Below are 17,514 nucleotides of genomic sequence, written 5' to 3'. Positions count from 1 at the left end.
TGGAAACGTTTATTTTTGACTTGTGCTATCAATTATTTTCATTGGAATGGACGTCAGTTATGCTCTCAGAACAAGCGCTAGAACTCATTGATATTGTGGCTCGTGTAGGTAGTTTCACCGCGGCGGCGAATCGGCTACATAAAGTGCCCTCTGCCGTGAGCTACGCGGTCAAGCAAATAGAAGAAGAACTCGGCGTCATTCTTTTTGAACGGCATCATCGCAGCGTAACATTAACACCAGCGGGTGAACATTTTGTGAAGCAAGCCAGAACCTTGCTCACGCAGATGGACGAGATGAAACGTGGCACTCAGCGCGTGGCAAATGGTTGGCAACCCACCTTGTCCATAGCCCTTGATAATATCGTCCGTGCCGACAGGATCAGCGTATTAATTGCTGACTTTTATCGACACTTCCATGATATTGAATTAATTATTCGCATTGAGGTCTTTAACGGGGTTTGGGAAGCGCTCGCCACGGGTCGCAGTGATATTGCTATTGGTGCGACAACCGCAATTCCAGTCGGTGGTGTTTACCAATATAAAGACATGGGGGATATTGAGTGGGCGTTTCTTGTTAGTAAAAATCATCCCTTGGCCAGTATTGACCGCCCATTAAGTGACGATGAGCTGCGCCCTTTTCCCTCGATTTGTTTAGAAGATACCTCTCGGGAAATTCCAAAACGTATGACTTGGTTGCTAGAGAATCAACGCAGGTTAGTCGTACCTGATTGGATCCGTGCCATTAACTGTTTCCGCGAAGGTTTAGGCGTCGGTTATATGCCAGTGCATTTAGCGAGCGTGTTTATTAAGGCGGGTGCGCTTGTTGAAAAACAACTGGAAAATCCAAAGCAGACAAGCCCTTGTTGCTTGGCCTGGAATGCTGACAAGATGTCGCCTGCTCTCGCTTGGGTGCTGGAATATCTTGGCGATACTGAAAAATTGCACAAAGAATGGCTGGCTTAAGCTTGGTTTAAACTCAATATGCTGATTTAGTCATTGAAATCAGCATTGAATGTGATTGTGTATCGTCTGCTTATGTACAGACTAAATCTTTACCTTCATAGTGGATGAAGACGCAGATACAAGAATCTTATTTTTTATGCTTTGCAGTTAAAGTTGAAATAAATAATTGAGTAAAATTTTGAAGATTAACAATTTGTTATTCATGGTTCTATGACTTTCACCCGTATCTCATGTACGGTATCATTGCACCAGTTAAGTTCATTTTAGGATTTTACGGGAACTTAGTGTGCTGTAAAAAATCAAAATGATCAGTTTGGAAATGTGTCAACGGAGATCAACATGACCCAAGAAACCTTATATTCGACGAGTGCGTCAACACTGGAAGTGAACAAACTTCTTAAAAACACTTATATGCTGTTATCGATGACATTGGCCTTCTCTGCACTGTGTGCGGGTTTGGCAATGGCATTAAATATCAGTCCATTAGTCTCCATTGGTTTATCGATTGGTGGCCTAGTACTGTTGTTTGTCACTTTACGTAAAGCCGAGTCTGCAGCGGGTATCTTCTGGGTGTTTGCCTTTACGGGTATGGAAGGTGCTTCACTGGGCTACATGCTCAATCACTACGCGGGTATGGCAAACGGTCCACAGCTGATCATGCAAGCACTGGGGTTAACGTCAGTGATTTTCGTTGCGTTATCAGCCTATGCCGTGACCACTAAGAAAGATTTCTCTTTCCTACGTGGATTCTTGTTCGCCGGCTTGATTGTGGTGATCGCCGCCGCTGTGATTAATATTTTTATGGGTAACAGTGTTGCCTTTATGGCAATTAACGCAGGCTTGGCGTTACTGATGACAGGTTTTATCCTGTTTGATACTAGCCGTATCGTCAATGGCGGCGAAACTAACTACATTCGCGCGACTATCTCATTATACCTAGACTTCTTAAACCTCTTCATCGCGCTGTTGCACCTGATGGGCATAGGCAACGATGACTAATCCTAGTTAGCGATTTTTAGCTTAACTTGCGTTAGAATGGCCCTACTTTTAGGGCCATTTTTATTTTAAATGAGCAAATTTATTATCCAAGTGAACGGGCCCGCTTATGGCACGTCGGCGAGTGTTAACGCCTTACGCTTCTCCCAAGCTGCACTTTTAGCTGGGCATCAGATTATCTGTGTGTTTTTTTATCAAGATGGCGTGTATAACTCCACAGATTTAAGCTTACCCGCCTCCGATGAAAACGATGTGATCAGTGACTGGAAACAGCTGGCGCAATCCCATCAGGTCCCGTTAGTCAATTGCGTGTCTGCAGCGCTACGTCGCGGCATTGTGAGTCAGCAAGATGCCCGCGAGAATGGCCTTAGCTACTGGAATGTGGGCGAGTCATTTATCATGGGCGGTTTAGGTGAGCTAATCACAGGTATTGAATCGGCCGATCGTTTGATCAGTTTTTAACTCTCAGGGCTACTATGAAAAAATTGTGTATTCTATTTCGCTGCTCGCCACATGGTACTGTTCGTGGCCGCGAAGGTTTAGATCTTGCCCTGCTTAGCGCTAGCTTCGAACAAGAAGTGAGTTTAGTGTTTGTGGATGAAGGTGTGTTGCATTTGATTAAAGATCAACAGCCTGAGCTTATCGGTGCTAAAGATTACATCTCCACCTTTAAAGCACTGCCGCTGTATGATATTGGATCTGTATTTGTCTGTAAGCAATCCTTAGCCGATTACGGCTTAAGCCATGGCTTACTGTCGATCCCAGTGACAGTCGTCAACGATGAAGCCATCGCAGCCCATTTAAACCAAGTGGATGAGGTCTTAGTATTCTAATGATTTTACATCATATTCAAACATCTCCCAGTCGAGATAGCGCGCTGAAACTTTGTTTACGTTACGCCTGTAAGGAAGATGCGATTTTATTATCGAGCGATGGCGTTAACGCGTTACTGCTGCGCCAGTGGGCAATGGCATTATCGCCCTTCAAGTTGATGGTCTTAAAAGACGATGTTGTCGCACGTGGCCTATCCGAACGTTTAAAGAACGTCATGCTTATCGATTACAATGAGTTTGTGGCTCAATCATTACTCCATGACAAGGTGATAACGTGGTAAATCCATTGCAATTTAATGGCGCAGAAATCGCCCGTGACCATCAAGGTTATTTAAAAAATCTTAACGATTGGCAACCCGATATGGCCCTGTTGTTAGCGGCAGAAGAGCAAATTGTACTTACGCCAGCCCATTGGGAAGTGATTAACTTTGTTCGAGATTTCTATCTCGAATATAAAACGAGCCCTGCTATCCGTGTATTAGTTAAAGCCATTGGCCAAGCCTTAGGACCAGACAAAGGCAATTCAAAATACTTATATACCCTATTCCCGATTGGACCTGCGAAACAAGCAACGAAAATCGCGGGCCTGCCCAAACCAGCTAAGTGTATTTAATGGCATAGGGTTAAGTCGTCACGTAAACATGACACAAACAAAAAGGCATGTTCCCTTGGGAAACATGCCTTTCTTTTTACTTGAACAAAGTTGATAGGGTTATTTGACGTTTTCTAACACAACCCAGATGGCTTTGCCTACGGTGGCAAGCATTACAGCAAAAAATACTGCAATCACAGCGGTATAGGAAAGCCAACGGAGATAGCGCTGGCCTTTATCCATAGTATTATTTTGTGTTCCATTAGCCTATTTGAGTCAAACCGCCCATGTAAGGACGCAGAACTTCAGGGACTGTGATACTGCCATCAGCATTTTGATAGTTTTCTAAAATAGCCACTAAAGTACGACCTACAGCTAAACCTGAGCCGTTTAACGTATGCAATAGCGCAGGCTTATTATCTGCTTTCACACGGTAACGCGCTTGCATACGACGGGCTTGGAAATCCTTCATGTTTGAGCAAGAAGAAATCTCACGATAGGTATTTTGTGCTGGTAACCAGACTTCGATATCGTAGGTTTTGCTTGAGCCAAAGCCCATATCGCCAGTACATAAAATCACAGTTCGATACGGTAAACCTAAACGCTGCAGCACGGTTTCAGCATGACCAGTCAGCGCTTCAAGTGCCGCCATTGAATCTTCAGGCTTAACAATTTGCACCATTTCAACTTTATCGAATTGGTGCTGACGGATCAGACCACGGGTATCTTTGCCGTATGAGCCCGCTTCGCTGCGGAAACATGCAGTATGCGCAGTTAACTTTATTGGCAGCTCGTCTTCATCAACAATGCTATCGCGAACTAAGTTCGTTAATGGCACTTCTGCGGTTGGGATAAGGCTCAAGCCTTGGCCTTCTTCAGTCGCAGGTTTAGTGTGGAATAAGTCTTCACCAAACTTAGGTAGCTGGCCTGTGCCGAGTAAGCTTGCCTCGTTAACCAGTAATGGCACATAGGCTTCGGTATAACCGTGCTCTGTGGTATGTAAGTCCAACATGAACTGACCAATGGCGCGATTTAAGCGGGCGACTTGGCCTTTCATTACGATGAAACGTGAGCCAGTAATTTTAACGGCATTTTTAAAATCTAAGCCGTTTAAGCCTTCACCTAAATCGATATGATCTTTAATCGGGAAATCAAAAGTGCGTGGCGTCCCCCAACGTCTCACTTCAACGTTCTCTGTTTCATCGGCACCCATTGGTACTGATTCATCAGGCAGGTTAGGCATAGACATGGCAATGGCATTGACTTCTTCAAGTACAGCGGCCAGTTCAATCTTTTTGGCATCCAACTGTGAACCTAAATCGCCCACTTGCGCCATGATTGCGTCAACATCTTCACCACGGGCTTTAGCTTGGCCAATGGATTTGGAGATGGCATTACGCGACGCTTGTAATTCTTCGGTAGCCACTTGCAGTGACTTACGCTTTTCTTCTAATTGAATGAGATGAGCTATGTCTAAAATAAAGCCACGGGTAGCCAGTCGCTCAGCGGTAACTTCTAATTCGTTGCGCAAAAATTTAGGATCTAACATGTGATATATTCTTAATAGTTAAATGCGAGAAAAAACCAGTTGTTGACCTAAGTACACCATGAATAAACATAGACTTAGATTCAACACCACATTCAAAATCGCCTTCAGCCAATCCCCTTCTTGCATCAGCAACAAGGTTTCATTAGAGAAAGTCGAAAACGTTGTCAAAGCACCTAATAGACCGATACCTATAAGCGCTTTGAGTTCAGGGCTGATATGACTCATTTGCCCCAGAGCGTAAATTACGCCCATAAAAAATGAACCTATAACATTAACCAACAGTGTACCAAAAGGAAAACTGCTGCCAAATACTTGGATCATGAATATTGAAATAAGATAGCGTAAAACTGCTCCAATTGACCCGCCGAAAGCCACTAATAAGATGTTAGTCATATCTTTTGTTCTCACTGGCTTGATCTAACTGGGCTAATTGCGCCAATTTATCTTTGATCCGCTTCTCAAACCCTCGCTCAGTCGGAAAATAAAACTGTGCTGTTTGCAGGGATTCGGGGAAATAATTTTCACCACTGGCATAGGCATTGGCTTCATCGTGGGCATATCGATACCCAGCTCCCATGCCGATGTCTTTCATTAACTGAGTCGGTGCATTGCGTAAATGGTGCGGCACTTCGACTTGCCCTGTTTCGCGAGCTAACGCACGCGCCGCCTTAAATGCGGTATACACAGCGTTGCTCTTAGGCGCACTGGCAAGATAAACAATGGCTTGTGCTATTGCTCTCTCACCTTCGGCGGGGCCAACACGGTGAAAACAATCCCAGGCATTTAGTGCGATTGTCATCGCCGCAGGATCGGCATTGCCCACATCTTCAGAGGCAATCGCCAGTAAGCGCCTTGCCACGTAAAGCGGATCGCCACCGCCTTCTAATATTCGACAAAACCAATACAACGCGGCATCAGGTGCTGATCCGCGAATGGATTTATGTACAGCCGAGATTAAATCGTAAAACTGATCACCGTTCTTATCAAAACCAGCAACTTGGTGCCCCGCCACTTGAATTAACATTTCAGTGGTAAAGGTGCCACCGTCGATGAGCATATCACTCATCAACTCAATAAGATTTAACGCTTTACGGGCATCACCATCACAAAGTTGTGCCAATGTGGTGAGCACATCGGTTGGCATTACAAATTGTCGTAGGCCTAAACCGCGCTCGTTATCGTTTAAGGCTTGAGTCACTATATGGGCGATTTCATCATGGCTTAAGCGCTTGATAAGATAGACCCTTGCCCGCGAGAGTAAGGCATTATTGATTTCAAAAGACGGATTTTCTGTGGTCGCGCCGATAAAGATCACTGTGCCATCTTCAATAAATGGCAGAAAGGCATCCTGCTGACTCTTATTAAATCGGTGGACTTCATCGACAAACAATAGAGTACGTTGGCCACGGGATTCTGCAACGGCTTTTGCTTGCTCAATCGCGGCGCGAATGTCCTTAACGCCAGAGGTGACCGCGGAAATGCGCTCAACGTGAGCATTTGAATAATGTGCGATTAATTCAGCTAAGGTTGTTTTACCTGTGCCCGGCGGTCCCCACAACATCATGGAATGGGCGCGCCCAGCTTCCAATGCTTTGCGTAGTGGTTGGCCCTCACCCAGTAAATGGGCTTGACCTATGTACTCGCCAATCGTTCTTGGCCGCATGCGTGCGGCCAAGGGACGAAAATCGGGTGCAAAATTAAACGATAAACTGCTCACGCGATAGCCTAATGCGCTGCTTTACGACGTTGATCATCAACATCGACGCTGTCTGGGATCACAAAGGTGAACAAGGCTTTGTCTTTATTTGTGATGGCTTGCTGATTGCTTAAATCAAACAGGCTTAAATTACCTTTATCATCGGCAACATTAAAGTTGACTAACTGGGTATTTTTGAAACACACATTGACGGACAATATGCCCGAATCAATCGCCTTAGGTTTGATCTCATAGCAATCTTGTTTCTTGGACACTGAATACTGTGACCAAGTCGCATCGTCGCGGTGGACGAGCAATGCGATGGGAGATGCATTGATTGCTTCAGCAAAATCCATGATGACCACCTCCTCGGCGAAAGGATTGTAGATCCACAAATCTTTACCATCAGCGACAATCTGCGATTCATCGGGCTGGGTTAAATGCCAATAAAATTGATTCGGATACGCTAAGGCAAAAATGCCAGACCCCGTTTGAATAACCTTTTTATTGACATCTGTTACGGTTTGTTTGAAATCGGCTTTTAGTGAAGCGGTACCAATCAATTTTTCCCTGAGCTGCTGCGCATCATCGGCAAACACAGCCGCGCTAAATAGCAAAGGTGAAGCTAACAACACAGCGCATAATCGTTTTTTCATTTTATTCCTTACCCTGTAAACCCTTGGGTGTATCAAAGCTACGCCTTAGCGCGGCTTAATAATGTTTTGGTGCTGGCGGCGCTAAGACTTCACGGTTACCGTTGTGGCCTTGAGCAGAAACAATACCTTGTGCTTCCATCTGTTCAATAATGCGGGCTGCACGGTTATAACCAATCTTAAATTTACGCTGTACGCTTGAAATCGAGCCGCGACGAGTTTCAGTCACAAAGGCGACTGCTTCATCGTATAACGGATCATATTCTTCGTCTGATTCAGCGGTTTCACCAGGCAATAATACTTGTTCACCATCACTGGCACCGTTGAGGATTTCTTCGATATATTGCGGTTTGCCACGGGCGCACCAGTCGGCAACGACACGGTGAACTTCATGATCATCAACGAACGCACCATGAACACGATTCGGTACCGCGGTACCCGGTGGCAAAAATAACATGTCACCCATACCAAGCAAGGTTTCGGCACCCTGTTGATCTAAAATGGTGCGCGAATCGATACGAGATGACACTTGGAACGCCATACGTGTGGGAATGTTGGCCTTAATCAAACCTGTGATCACATCCACTGACGGTCTTTGGGTTGCCAAGATCAAATGTATCCCTGCAGCACGCGCTTTTTGGGCAATACGGGCAATCAACTCTTCAACTTTTTTACCAACAATCATCATCATGTCAGCAAATTCATCGACCACGACAACAATCGATGGCAGCTTATCTAACGCAGGCGCTTCAGGCTCCATGCTGTCGGATGACTTCCACATAGGATCTAAAATCACTTCGCCATTGGCTTTCGCTTCGGCAATTTTAGCGTTATAGCCCTTGATGTTACGCACGCCCATCATAGACATCAGCTTGTAGCGACGTTCCATCTCGCCGACACACCAACGCAGCGCATTGGCAGCTTCTTTCATGTCGGTCACGACTTCACATAGCAAATGCGGAATACCTTCATAGACAGACAATTCCAACATTTTGGGGTCGATCATGATAAAGCGTACATCTTCTGGGCCAGACTTATACAGTAAGCTGGTGATCATCACGTTTACACCCACAGACTTACCAGAGCCTGTAGTACCGGCTACCAATAAATGTGGCATTTTACCAAGATCAACAACAACGGGGTCACCAGCAATATCTTGGCCTAACACCATAGTTAAGTTGGATTTACTCTCAGTAAAGGCGGCACAATCTAACACATCGCGCATAAACACGGTTTCGCGGAATTTATTGGGCAATTCGAGTCCGACATAAGCCTTACCCGGAATAACTTCAACCACGCGCACACTTTCAGCCAGTAATGAACGAGCTAAATCCTTTGATAGATTAGAGATTTTTGACGCTTTAACGCCCGGCGCTAATTCTAATTCAAAGCGTGTGATCACAGGACCTGGATACACACCCACTACATTGGCGATGATGTTGAAATCGGCCAGTTTAAGCTCAACAAGGCGGGCGACTTGATCCAATTCCTCTGGGCTGATCGGATTCTTCTTACGGTCAGGTATGTCGAGCAAGTTAATACTCGGCAGAGGATCCATCGGTTTTTTCGGTGCGGGTTTATCTTCTTGTCCTGGCAATACCACAATGCCATCGACAATTTTAGCTTTTTGATCTTGCTTATTACGCTGCGCTTGATTCACTGCACCTGTTGACACTTTAGTATCAAAATCAATGACGTCATCATCGCTAAAACCTAGACTTTCATCATCATCCTCATCTTCTGTAAATGCTTGACTGCTAAACACTGGCTCATTGTCATCATGATCGAATGAATGCGAATTAAAATCGGCACTGTCTTGCTCATTGGCATTTGAATGTTGAGGCTCAGCTAACCAAGGTGGCGCTTCAAAATTGCCATGGGCGGCCAAATCATCATTATCGATTTGTGGCTCAACCCGTTGTGCACTCTTACTTTTACTGCCATTCAAGCTCAGAATTTTTGCAAGCGCCGATAGTTTGTTTTTTGGCGACGAATTATTCTCAGTTTCAGTAATAATACCTTCTGGTTCAATGACCATATCATCAGTGGCAGCATATAGCGTTGGGGTTATCTCAGCTCTACGACCAATATGACGCTCACGCACCTTAGGCTTTTCAACTATGGGGGGCTTTTCTAGCACATATTGGGATTCACGGCGCTGTTTAAACTTATCCACCACGGACATAAAACCACGGGTATCCTCGGTTTCATGCTCACGCTTCATCGCTTGCGGCAATAATTTTAACTTTTTATAAATCCAAATAGAGACTAAGCCGATTTTCTCGACCACAGTCAGCCAGCTAATCCCAGTCAACAGCGTAAAGCCTGAGCCCAAGAAACACAGCAGTAATAAGGTAGTGCCGAGTTTATTAAAATACGGCAACATGGCTTGGCCTATGACATCACCCGCCACTCCGCCTGCCGAAAACTCGTAGATGTTGTTGGCATTCATACTCGCCAAAGCAGAAAATCCTAGAATGATCAGTAAAAATCCAATCAATCTCAGGGCCACAGAAAAGTAATCAATTTCAAGTAAATGATGGGCACGTTTGAACAATAACCAACCTGTCGATGCGACAATGATTGGCATGATATAAGCCGTAACGCCGAAGAAATATAACAGAATATCGGCAATCCAAGCCCCTACTGCCCCGGTCCAGTTTTTAATATCGCCTTGAAAATGCGACTGACTCCAACCAGGATCAGACGGACTAAAACTCGTCAATGCGAGCAAAATATAAGTGGCGAGAACACAACAAATGATGAGTCCGCCTTCCAGCAGACGTTGCAGGCCAGTGAGCGTGCGTACACTATTTCCTTGAGACAAACGACGTAATCCATAAAAGTGAAAACAGGTGGGCTAACGATACCAGAATCCCACTAAATGTGGAGCACATTAGCCTGTTTTTCTATACAGAATTGGTCATGATTGGCAAAATTTAGTCTATTGAGGTGTTTTAGTGTGCTTTTAGGGAGGAATGAGTTATTACACAAACACTTCCGTTAACAAATTTGTTTAAAAATGCCACAAAAAGAAGCCCCTAAGTTAGCAAACTTAAGGGCAATACAAGGCTAATAGCAATAAGCGTTAAATGAGATGGATATATCGACGTTACTGATAAATAAGGGGCCTAAGCCCCTTATTGTAAAACCAAACAATCAGGGTAATTTAGATATCTGAGAGTAGATGATTTATCGCTACACGACTGGTGTGCTTAACTTCTTCCATCACAACATAAGTACGCGTGTCGGAAACAGAAGGTAATTTCAATAAAGTTTCACCTAACAAGCGACGATAAGCCGACATATCTGAAACACGAGTTTTCAGTAAGTAGTCAAAATCGCCTGAAACCAGATGACATTCTTGAATATCATCTAGTAGTTGCACTGCACGGTTAAACTTATCAAACACTTCGGGAGTATCACGGCTTAATGTGATTTCCACGAATACCAGTAGGGATGCACCCAAGAAATGAGGATTCACCAATGCGGTATAGCCATTGATGTAACCTTGCTTTTCGAGACGTTTTACTCTTTCTAAACACGGAGTTGGACTTAGTCCGACTCTTTTTGACAATTCCACATTTGAAATGCGGCCATCAAGTTGTAGTTCATTAAGAATGTTGCGATCGATGCGATCCAAGTCTTTTACAGGACTCTTTTTATTATATGCCATTTATTTAACCTTGCTTTATCACTAAAACAACATTTTATTCTACGTATGCCGAAAGTTCAGCAGCATAAACTGCGTCGCCGATACTATACTAGATATCCCTGAATTAATCACGTTCAGGTCACGATAAAATAACAATTATGCCCATTAAAAGTGGGATTTCAGGCAATTGAGGCTCAAAGATGATTATTGGTGTTCCCAAGGAAATTAAAAACCACGAATATCGTGTCGGTATGGTTCCTTCTAGTGTTCGCGAGTTGGCGATCAAAGGTCACGACGTTTTTGTTGAAACAAATGCAGGCATAGGTATTGGTTTTTCAGATCAAGATTATATTGATGCTGGCGCCACAATTTTAGCGACTGCTGCTGAAGTTTTTGCTAAAGCGCAGATGATTGTAAAAGTAAAAGAGCCTCAAGCAGTTGAACGCGCTATGTTGCGTCACGATCAGATTTTATTTACTTATCTGCATCTTGCTCCAGATTTACCGCAAACTGAAGATTTAATCAAAAGTGGTGCCGTATGTATCGCTTACGAAACTGTGACAGACGATCGTGGTGGCCTGCCTTTGCTTGCTCCTATGTCTGAAGTCGCTGGTCGTATGTCAATCCAAGCTGGGGCTATGGCATTAGAGAAATCTTCTGGTGGCCGCGGTATGTTATTGGGCGGCGTACCGGGGGTTGAGCCTGCTAAAGTCGTCATTATTGGCGGCGGTATGGTTGGTACTAATGCAGCACAAGTGGCAGTTGGTATGGGTGCTGATGTTGTTGTGCTTGATCGCAGTATTGATGCTCTACGTCGTTTAAATGTGCAATTCGGTTCTGCTGTAAAAGCCATTTACTCAACTGCGGATGCAATTGAACGTCATGTTATTGAAGCCGATCTTGTGATCGGTGGTGTACTAATTCCAGGTGCTGCGGCGCCCAAATTGGTTACTCGTAGCATGATTTCACGTATGAAGCCTGGCAGCGCTATCGTTGACGTAGCAATTGATCAAGGCGGTTGTGTTGAAACTTCACATGCCACTACTCACCAAGATCCTACCTATATCGTTGATGATGTTGTGCATTACTGTGTTGCAAATATGCCTGGTGCGGTCGCTCGTACTTCAACATTTGCGCTTAACAATGCAACCTTACCGTACATTCTCAAGTTAGCAAATTTAGGCTATAAAGAAGCGCTGTTGCAAGACAAGCATTTTCTTAATGGCTTAAACGTCATGCACGGTAAAGTGGTGTGTAAGGAAGTGGCTCACGCCCTAAACTTAGCGTTCACATCTCCTGCGACACTATTAGTATAAGCTTTTAATTAACTTAACTTTTTATGTGAATTTGAGCTAGCTTTACTTAGTATGTAATTCAAATCGGTCTCGATACAATTGAGGCCGATTTTTTATTGGGTAGAAATTGGGTAGAAATACGCTCCACTACGATCACACCATCATATTTATACATGCTCATCCCGTGCTTCATTTCGTGGTTCACACTTAAGCTATTTATGTTCTCACAGTAAAGTAAAACTGACACTCTCCATACCAAAACGGATGGACTCGATTAGTGCAATCTAAAAGAATCGCCCTCCAACACTTTACCCCCACAGGTAAATTCCCTACAATCCTTGCAATTTGCTAAAGGCACGGAGATAAAAATGAGCCAGGTCAGACATTGTAACTTATTGATTTTGGGTTCAGGCCCAGCAGGATATACCGCAGCAGTTTATGCTGCGCGTGCGAATTTAAAACCTGTGATGATCACAGGTATGCAGCAAGGCGGTCAATTAACCACGACGACTGAAGTTGAAAACTGGCCAGGTGACGCGGACGACTTAACAGGTCCAGCCTTGATGGAACGTATGCAGAAGCATGCTGAAAAGTTCGATACTGAAATCTTGTTCGATCATATCAACGAAGTGACCCTTACCGAGCGCCCTTTCCGTTTGAAAGGCGATAACGGCGAGTACACCTGTGATGCGCTGATCATCGCAACAGGCGCTTCTGCCCGTTACTTAGGGTTAGAGTCAGAAGAAGCTTTCAAAGGTCGCGGTGTATCAGCCTGTGCAACCTGTGATGGCTTTTTCTATCGCAATCAAAAAGTCGCAGTGATCGGTGGCGGCAACACCGCCGTTGAAGAAGCATTGTATTTAAGCAATATTGCTGCTGAAGTTCACCTCATCCATCGCCGTGACACCTTCCGTTCAGAAAAAATCTTGATCGACCGTCTGATGGATAAAGTCGCTAATGGCAACATCATTCTTCACTTAGATCAAACCATGGATGAAGTGGTTGGTGATGCCATGGGTGTGACGGGTCTGAAGATGAAGAGCACTAAAGATGGCTCGATCACTGACTTAGCCGTTGCTGGCGTGTTCGTCGCTATTGGTCACAGCCCTAATACCGGTATTTTTGAAGGCCAGTTGGAAATGAACCACGGTTATTTAAAAGTTCAGAGTGGCTTGCAAGGTAACGCCACGCAAACCAGTATCGAAGGTGTTTATGCCTGTGGTGATGTGATGGACCAACATTATCGTCAAGCCATTACTTCTGCCGGCACAGGCTGTATGGCCGCACTCGATGCAGAGCGTTATTTAGATGCTAAAAAGTAACTAGACTCGATTTTTCAACGAATAGCAGGCTAAGCCTGCTATTTTTTTAGGTCAAAATCGTTAAGCAATAGCAAAATTTTTTGCAGGCTGTGCCAATTAATATTGTTCACGCACGCACATTTCTTTCCTTTGCGATTCTTAATTCCGCACTACTTAGATAGTACTTATATAAGTTCTTAGGTAAGTAAAATCATTTCGTTGAGCCAAAAATGACGCACAAAAAAAGGGACCAAATGGTCCCTTCTCTACAGCAACAAACTAATTTCTTAGTTTAACGCTTCTTTTGCTTTTTCAACTAAAGTTGCAAATACAACTTTGTCGAATACAGCGATGTCAGCCAAAATCTTACGATCGATTTCGATAGACGCCTTTTTCAGACCGTTGATGAAACGGCTGTAAGAAAGACCATTTTGACGAGCGGCAGCATTAATACGTGCAATCCAAAGTTGACGGAATTGACGTTTTTTCTGACGACGGTCACGGTAAGCATATTGACCAGCTTTAGTTACTGCTTGAACAGCAACACGGTAAGTACGGCTACGAGCGCCATAATAACCTTTAGCTAGTTTTAAAACTTTCTTGTGACGAGCACGAGCGGTTACACCACGCTTAACTCTTGGCATTTTCTAATCTCCTAAATTAAGCGTAAGGTAATTGACGCGCGATTGCTGGAACGTCAGCTTTTGATACTAAACATTTGGCACGTAAGTGACGTTTACGTTTAGTGCTTTTTTTCGTCAAAATGTGACGTAAGTGTGCTTGCTTGCGCTTGAAACCATTAGCGGTTTTCTTAAAACGCTTCGCTACACCCTTGTCTGTTTTCATTTTAGGCATTTCTAAAACTCCGCATTGGGATGTTTAATAAAAAGCAAGGCGAGCAAAGGCCATAGACCTTTGCTACTTTAAGTTTTGCCCTACTTATTTCTTTTTAGGCGCTAGCACCATAATTGCTTGTCGGCCTTCCATTTTCGGGAAAGATTCAACAACCGCATACTCGTCCAAATCAGCCTTGATACGGTTCAATAGATCCATACCCAGGTTTTGGTGTGCCATTTCGCGACCTCGGAAACGAAGCGTAATCTTCGCTTTGTCCCCGTCTTCCAGAAAACGTATCAGGTTGCGTAGTTTTACCTGATAGTCGTTTTCGTCAGTTCCAGGACGGAATTTAATTTCCTTGACCTGGACCTGCTTTTGCTTCTTCTTTTGTTCCTTGGCTGACTTAGCCTTATCAAAAAGGAACTTACCGTAGTCCATAATGCGACATACTGGAGGTTCAGCATTTGGGCTGATTTCTACTAGGTCTACACCTGCTTCATCTGCCAAATTCTGAGCATCTCTGATGCTTACCACACCAATAGCTTCACCATCAATGCCTGTTAAGCGTACTTCTGGTACACCTGTGATTTCTTCATTGATTCTATTAGGGGCCGGCTGACGCCCTGCTGTTTTTTTGATCTTTATGACCTATTCCTCCAACAATTTGAGACTACGGAGCGAAATCTGTTGATGGATTTTAGTGGCGAAATCTTCAAGTCGCATCTTACCTAAATCGATACCATCACGGGTACGCACCGCTACTTCCTTATTTTCCATTTCTTGATCGCCAACGACCAACAAATAAGGGACACGCCTTAAGGTGTGCTCGCGTATTTTAAAGCCTATTTTCTCATTCCTCAAGTCAAAAGACGCTCGAATACCTTGTTCTTTGAAGAATTTTACGACTTCTTCAACATAATCAGCCTGTTTATCGGTGATATTCATCACGACAACTTGCATTGGGGCTAACCAAGTTGGGAAACGTCCTGCATATTCTTCTATCAAGATACCCAAGAATCGTTCCAAAGAGCCTAAAATAGCACGATGGATCATCACTGGGGTCTGACGGCTGTTATCTTCGGCAACGTAAGTTGCACCAAGACGGCTTGGCAACGCATAATCGAGCTGCACGGTACCACATTGCCACGCTCGGTCCAAACAATCGTGTAAAGTAAATTCGATTTTTGGTCCGTAGAACGCACCTTCGCCTGGCAAAATAGTGAATTCAATATTATTGGCACGCAGAGCTTGCTTAAGTGCTTCTTCCGCTCTATCCCACATGGCATCGTCACCGATACGTTTTTCTGGGCGAGTCGAGAGTTTTACCACGATATTGTCAAAGCCGAAGGTCGCGTAAGTATCGTAAACCATCTGGATACAAGCACTCACTTCCTCTTGAACTTGGCTGTCAGTACAGAAAATATGGGCGTCGTCTTGCGTAAAGCCACGTACGCGCATTAATCCGTGTAACGAGCCTGAAGGTTCATTACGGTGACAGCAACCAAATTCCGCCATACGCAATGGCAGATCGCGATAAGATTTCAACCCTTGGTTGAAGATCTGCACGTGGCCAGGGCAGTTCATTGGCTTGATGGCGTATTCGCGGTTTTCGCTGCTGGTCGTGAACATGGCTTCTGAGTATTTATCCCAGTGACCAGAACGTTCCCACAACACGCGGTCCATCATTAATGGGCCTTTCACTTCTTGGTAAGTGTATTGGTTTAGCTTACGGCGAATGAATCTTTCTAATTCGAGGAAGATGCTCCAACCGTCGTTATGCCAAAACACCATACCCGGTGCTTCTTCTTGCATGTGATACAAGTCGAGCTGCTTACCGATTTTACGGTGGTCACGCTTAGCCGCTTCTTCAAGACGGGTTAAGTGTGTGCTCAAGGCTTTTTTGTCGGCCCAAGCGGTACCATAGATACGTTGCAACATCTTGTTTTCTGAGTTGCCACGCCAATAAGCGCCGGCAATGCTCATTAATTTAAAATGCTGGCAGAAACGCATGTTAGGTACGTGCGGTCCACGACACATGTCAGTGTATTCTTCGTGATGATACAGCGCAGGCGTCGCGTCTTTGCTGATGTTCTCATCCAGAATGGCAATCTTATAATCTTCACCGCGCGCAGCGAATGTATCACGGGCTTCTTGCCAGCTAACGACACGTTTTACTACGTCATAGTTGGTTTTTGCCAGTTGAAGCATGCGCTTTTCTAATGCGTCGATGTCATCTTGAGTCAGCTTGTGCTCAAGGTCGATATCATAGTAGAAGCCGTTATCGATAACAGGACCAATCGCCATCTTGGTTTCTGGCCACATTTGCTTAATCGCGTGACCTAATAAATGCGCGCAAGAATGGCGAAGAATTTCAACACCTTCTTCGTCTTTAGCGGTAATGATTGATAGCTCAGCATCGGTTTCAATGAGATCGCAAGCATCTTTTAATTCGCCATTAACGCGGCCAGCGATACAAGCTTTCGCTAAACCAGGGCCAATATCGGCGGCAACATCGAGGGTCGATACAGCATGAGCAAACTCGCGTTTGCTACCATCGGGAAGTGTAATTACAGGCATGAAATGTCCTTTCCAGTGGTGACCCACACGTAGGGCCACTTGGTTTTAGTTAATGTAAGAGAAATGCTCGCTAGGTTAAGACAGTACAGGAGTCTTAGCCGCCTTGCGTAGCAGGGCGTTTATTCTAAGGGATTGTAGCTAAAAGGCGCAAGCATATTGACCAGAATTGGGATTAGAAACAAAAAGCAAATTCATGATTTTGCAGTGTCTTGGTAACTTCTTGGTCATCTAACTCCCCTATTCTAGCGCCAGTTTATTGGGCATCACTGAAAACATGACAAGGGAGTTGATATGTTGAACTGCATTCTACTGGCTGTAACACTCACGCACACAGCAACCGCTTTACCTGAGCCGCAGGTGAAAATCACAAGCAAATCTTTGATTGATACTCAAGTGTTACTCGTTGATATTAAAAGTGAACTTGAGCAACAGATGCAGCGTTTAACGCTGGATATTACCCAAAATGCCCGCGATGGCGTGTTACACAGCAGTGAAATTGAGGGGTTAGTGACGGTAAAGGACTAGTTTTTAGAAGAGATAATGATCCAACAAGAAAATATTTAACCAG

At 44.4% G+C, this 17,514-nt stretch carries 19 protein-coding genes; 9 read left to right on the top strand and 10 right to left on the bottom strand.

Features of this window, described 5'->3' with window-relative positions:
* The first annotated feature begins 59 nt into the window (after positions 1–59).
* From punR to L5L97_RS05935, 6 genes are all read left to right on the top strand, one after another.
* The gene (punR, locus tag L5L97_RS05960; RefSeq protein WP_028759950.1) at positions 60–962 is read left to right on the top strand and encodes a DNA-binding transcriptional activator PunR; all 903 of its coding nucleotides are present in this window, start codon (positions 60–62) and stop codon (positions 960–962) included.
* Positions 963–1,301: 339 nt separating this feature from the next.
* Positions 1,302–1,961, top strand: coding sequence for a Bax inhibitor-1/YccA family protein (locus L5L97_RS05955; RefSeq protein ID WP_028759949.1), 660 nt, complete (start codon positions 1,302–1,304; stop codon positions 1,959–1,961).
* 69 nt (positions 1,962–2,030) lie between these two features.
* On the top strand, positions 2,031–2,420 hold the full coding sequence (gene tusD / locus L5L97_RS05950) for a sulfurtransferase complex subunit TusD (protein WP_263143187.1): 390 nt from the start codon (positions 2,031–2,033) through the stop codon (positions 2,418–2,420).
* A gap of 14 nt (positions 2,421–2,434) precedes the next feature.
* Positions 2,435–2,791, top strand: a complete 357-nt coding sequence (gene tusC, locus L5L97_RS05945; RefSeq protein ID WP_028759947.1) for a sulfurtransferase complex subunit TusC — start codon at positions 2,435–2,437, stop codon at positions 2,789–2,791.
* Positions 2,791–3,072: a sulfurtransferase complex subunit TusB gene (gene tusB, locus L5L97_RS05940; RefSeq protein ID WP_105252497.1), complete on the top strand. Its 282-nt coding sequence runs from the start codon at positions 2,791–2,793 to the stop codon at positions 3,070–3,072. Before tusC ends, tusB begins: the two co-directional genes overlap by 1 nt.
* Positions 3,066–3,404, top strand: a complete 339-nt coding sequence (locus tag L5L97_RS05935; RefSeq protein WP_105252498.1) for a TusE/DsrC/DsvC family sulfur relay protein — start codon at positions 3,066–3,068, stop codon at positions 3,402–3,404. Before tusB ends, L5L97_RS05935 begins: the two co-directional genes overlap by 7 nt.
* Positions 3,405–3,645: 241 nt before the next feature.
* On the opposite strand, the gene serS is transcribed toward L5L97_RS05935, so the two are convergent.
* The 6 genes from serS to lrp all read right to left on the bottom strand — a co-directional run bounded on the left by serS (position 3,646) and on the right by lrp (position 10,957).
* Positions 3,646–4,932, bottom strand: coding sequence for a serine--tRNA ligase (gene serS / locus L5L97_RS05930; protein ID WP_028759943.1), 1,287 nt, complete (start codon positions 4,930–4,932; stop codon positions 3,646–3,648).
* Positions 4,933–4,950: 18 nt separating this feature from the next.
* On the bottom strand, positions 4,951–5,325 hold the full coding sequence (gene crcB, locus L5L97_RS05925; RefSeq protein WP_028759942.1) for a fluoride efflux transporter CrcB: 375 nt from the start codon (positions 5,323–5,325) through the stop codon (positions 4,951–4,953).
* Positions 5,318–6,649, bottom strand: a complete 1,332-nt coding sequence (locus tag L5L97_RS05920) for a replication-associated recombination protein A (RefSeq protein WP_198573993.1) — start codon at positions 6,647–6,649, stop codon at positions 5,318–5,320. Before L5L97_RS05920 ends, crcB begins: the two co-directional genes overlap by 8 nt.
* Positions 6,650–6,657: 8 nt before the next feature.
* Positions 6,658–7,284, bottom strand: a complete 627-nt coding sequence (gene lolA / locus L5L97_RS05915; RefSeq protein ID WP_131525571.1) for an outer membrane lipoprotein chaperone LolA — start codon at positions 7,282–7,284, stop codon at positions 6,658–6,660.
* Between the two features lie 55 nt (positions 7,285–7,339).
* A complete protein-coding gene (locus tag L5L97_RS05910) occupies positions 7,340–10,108 on the bottom strand; it encodes a DNA translocase FtsK (protein ID WP_263143195.1) in 2,769 nt (922 codons plus the stop codon).
* Between the two features lie 342 nt (positions 10,109–10,450).
* Positions 10,451–10,957 (bottom strand): leucine-responsive transcriptional regulator Lrp, encoded by a 507-nt coding sequence (lrp, locus tag L5L97_RS05905; protein ID WP_006081649.1) that lies wholly within the window; start codon positions 10,955–10,957, stop codon positions 10,451–10,453.
* A gap of 179 nt (positions 10,958–11,136) precedes the next feature.
* On the opposite strand from lrp, the gene ald reads away from it, so the two are divergent.
* The gene (ald, locus tag L5L97_RS05900) at positions 11,137–12,252 is read left to right on the top strand and encodes an alanine dehydrogenase (RefSeq protein ID WP_028759938.1); all 1,116 of its coding nucleotides are present in this window, start codon (positions 11,137–11,139) and stop codon (positions 12,250–12,252) included.
* Positions 12,253–12,599: 347 nt separating this feature from the next.
* The gene (gene trxB / locus L5L97_RS05895) at positions 12,600–13,553 is read left to right on the top strand and encodes a thioredoxin-disulfide reductase (protein ID WP_007647644.1); all 954 of its coding nucleotides are present in this window, start codon (positions 12,600–12,602) and stop codon (positions 13,551–13,553) included.
* A 266-nt stretch (positions 13,554–13,819) separates the two neighbouring features.
* On the opposite strand, the gene rplT is transcribed toward trxB, so the two are convergent.
* The 4 genes from rplT to thrS form a co-directional block, all read right to left on the bottom strand.
* Positions 13,820–14,176: a 50S ribosomal protein L20 gene (gene rplT, locus L5L97_RS05890; protein ID WP_006081652.1), complete on the bottom strand. Its 357-nt coding sequence runs from the start codon at positions 14,174–14,176 to the stop codon at positions 13,820–13,822.
* Between the two features lie 16 nt (positions 14,177–14,192).
* Positions 14,193–14,387 carry a 50S ribosomal protein L35 gene (gene rpmI, locus L5L97_RS05885; RefSeq protein WP_006081653.1) on the bottom strand — a complete coding sequence of 65 codons (195 nt, stop codon included), beginning with the start codon at positions 14,385–14,387 and terminating at the stop codon, positions 14,193–14,195.
* Positions 14,388–14,471: 84 nt separating this feature from the next.
* Positions 14,472–15,014 (bottom strand): translation initiation factor IF-3, encoded by a 543-nt coding sequence (gene infC, locus L5L97_RS05880; protein ID WP_012089240.1) that lies wholly within the window; start codon positions 15,012–15,014, stop codon positions 14,472–14,474.
* 3 nt (positions 15,015–15,017) lie between these two features.
* The gene (gene thrS / locus L5L97_RS05875; RefSeq protein WP_263181413.1) at positions 15,018–16,946 is read right to left on the bottom strand and encodes a threonine--tRNA ligase; all 1,929 of its coding nucleotides are present in this window, start codon (positions 16,944–16,946) and stop codon (positions 15,018–15,020) included.
* Between the two features lie 291 nt (positions 16,947–17,237).
* Here thrS and L5L97_RS05870 point away from each other — a divergent pair, with 291 nt between their 5' ends.
* A complete protein-coding gene (locus tag L5L97_RS05870; protein ID WP_263181412.1) occupies positions 17,238–17,471 on the top strand; it encodes a hypothetical protein in 234 nt (77 codons plus the stop codon).
* Positions 17,472–17,514 lie beyond the last annotated feature (43 nt).

The sequence above is a fragment of the Shewanella sp. SM71 genome (assembly GCF_025653905.1).
Lineage (GTDB): Bacteria > Pseudomonadota > Gammaproteobacteria > Enterobacterales > Shewanellaceae > Shewanella > Shewanella oncorhynchi.
Note: the sequence above shows the minus strand (reverse complement) of the source record. Positions and strands in the feature narration are given on the sequence as shown.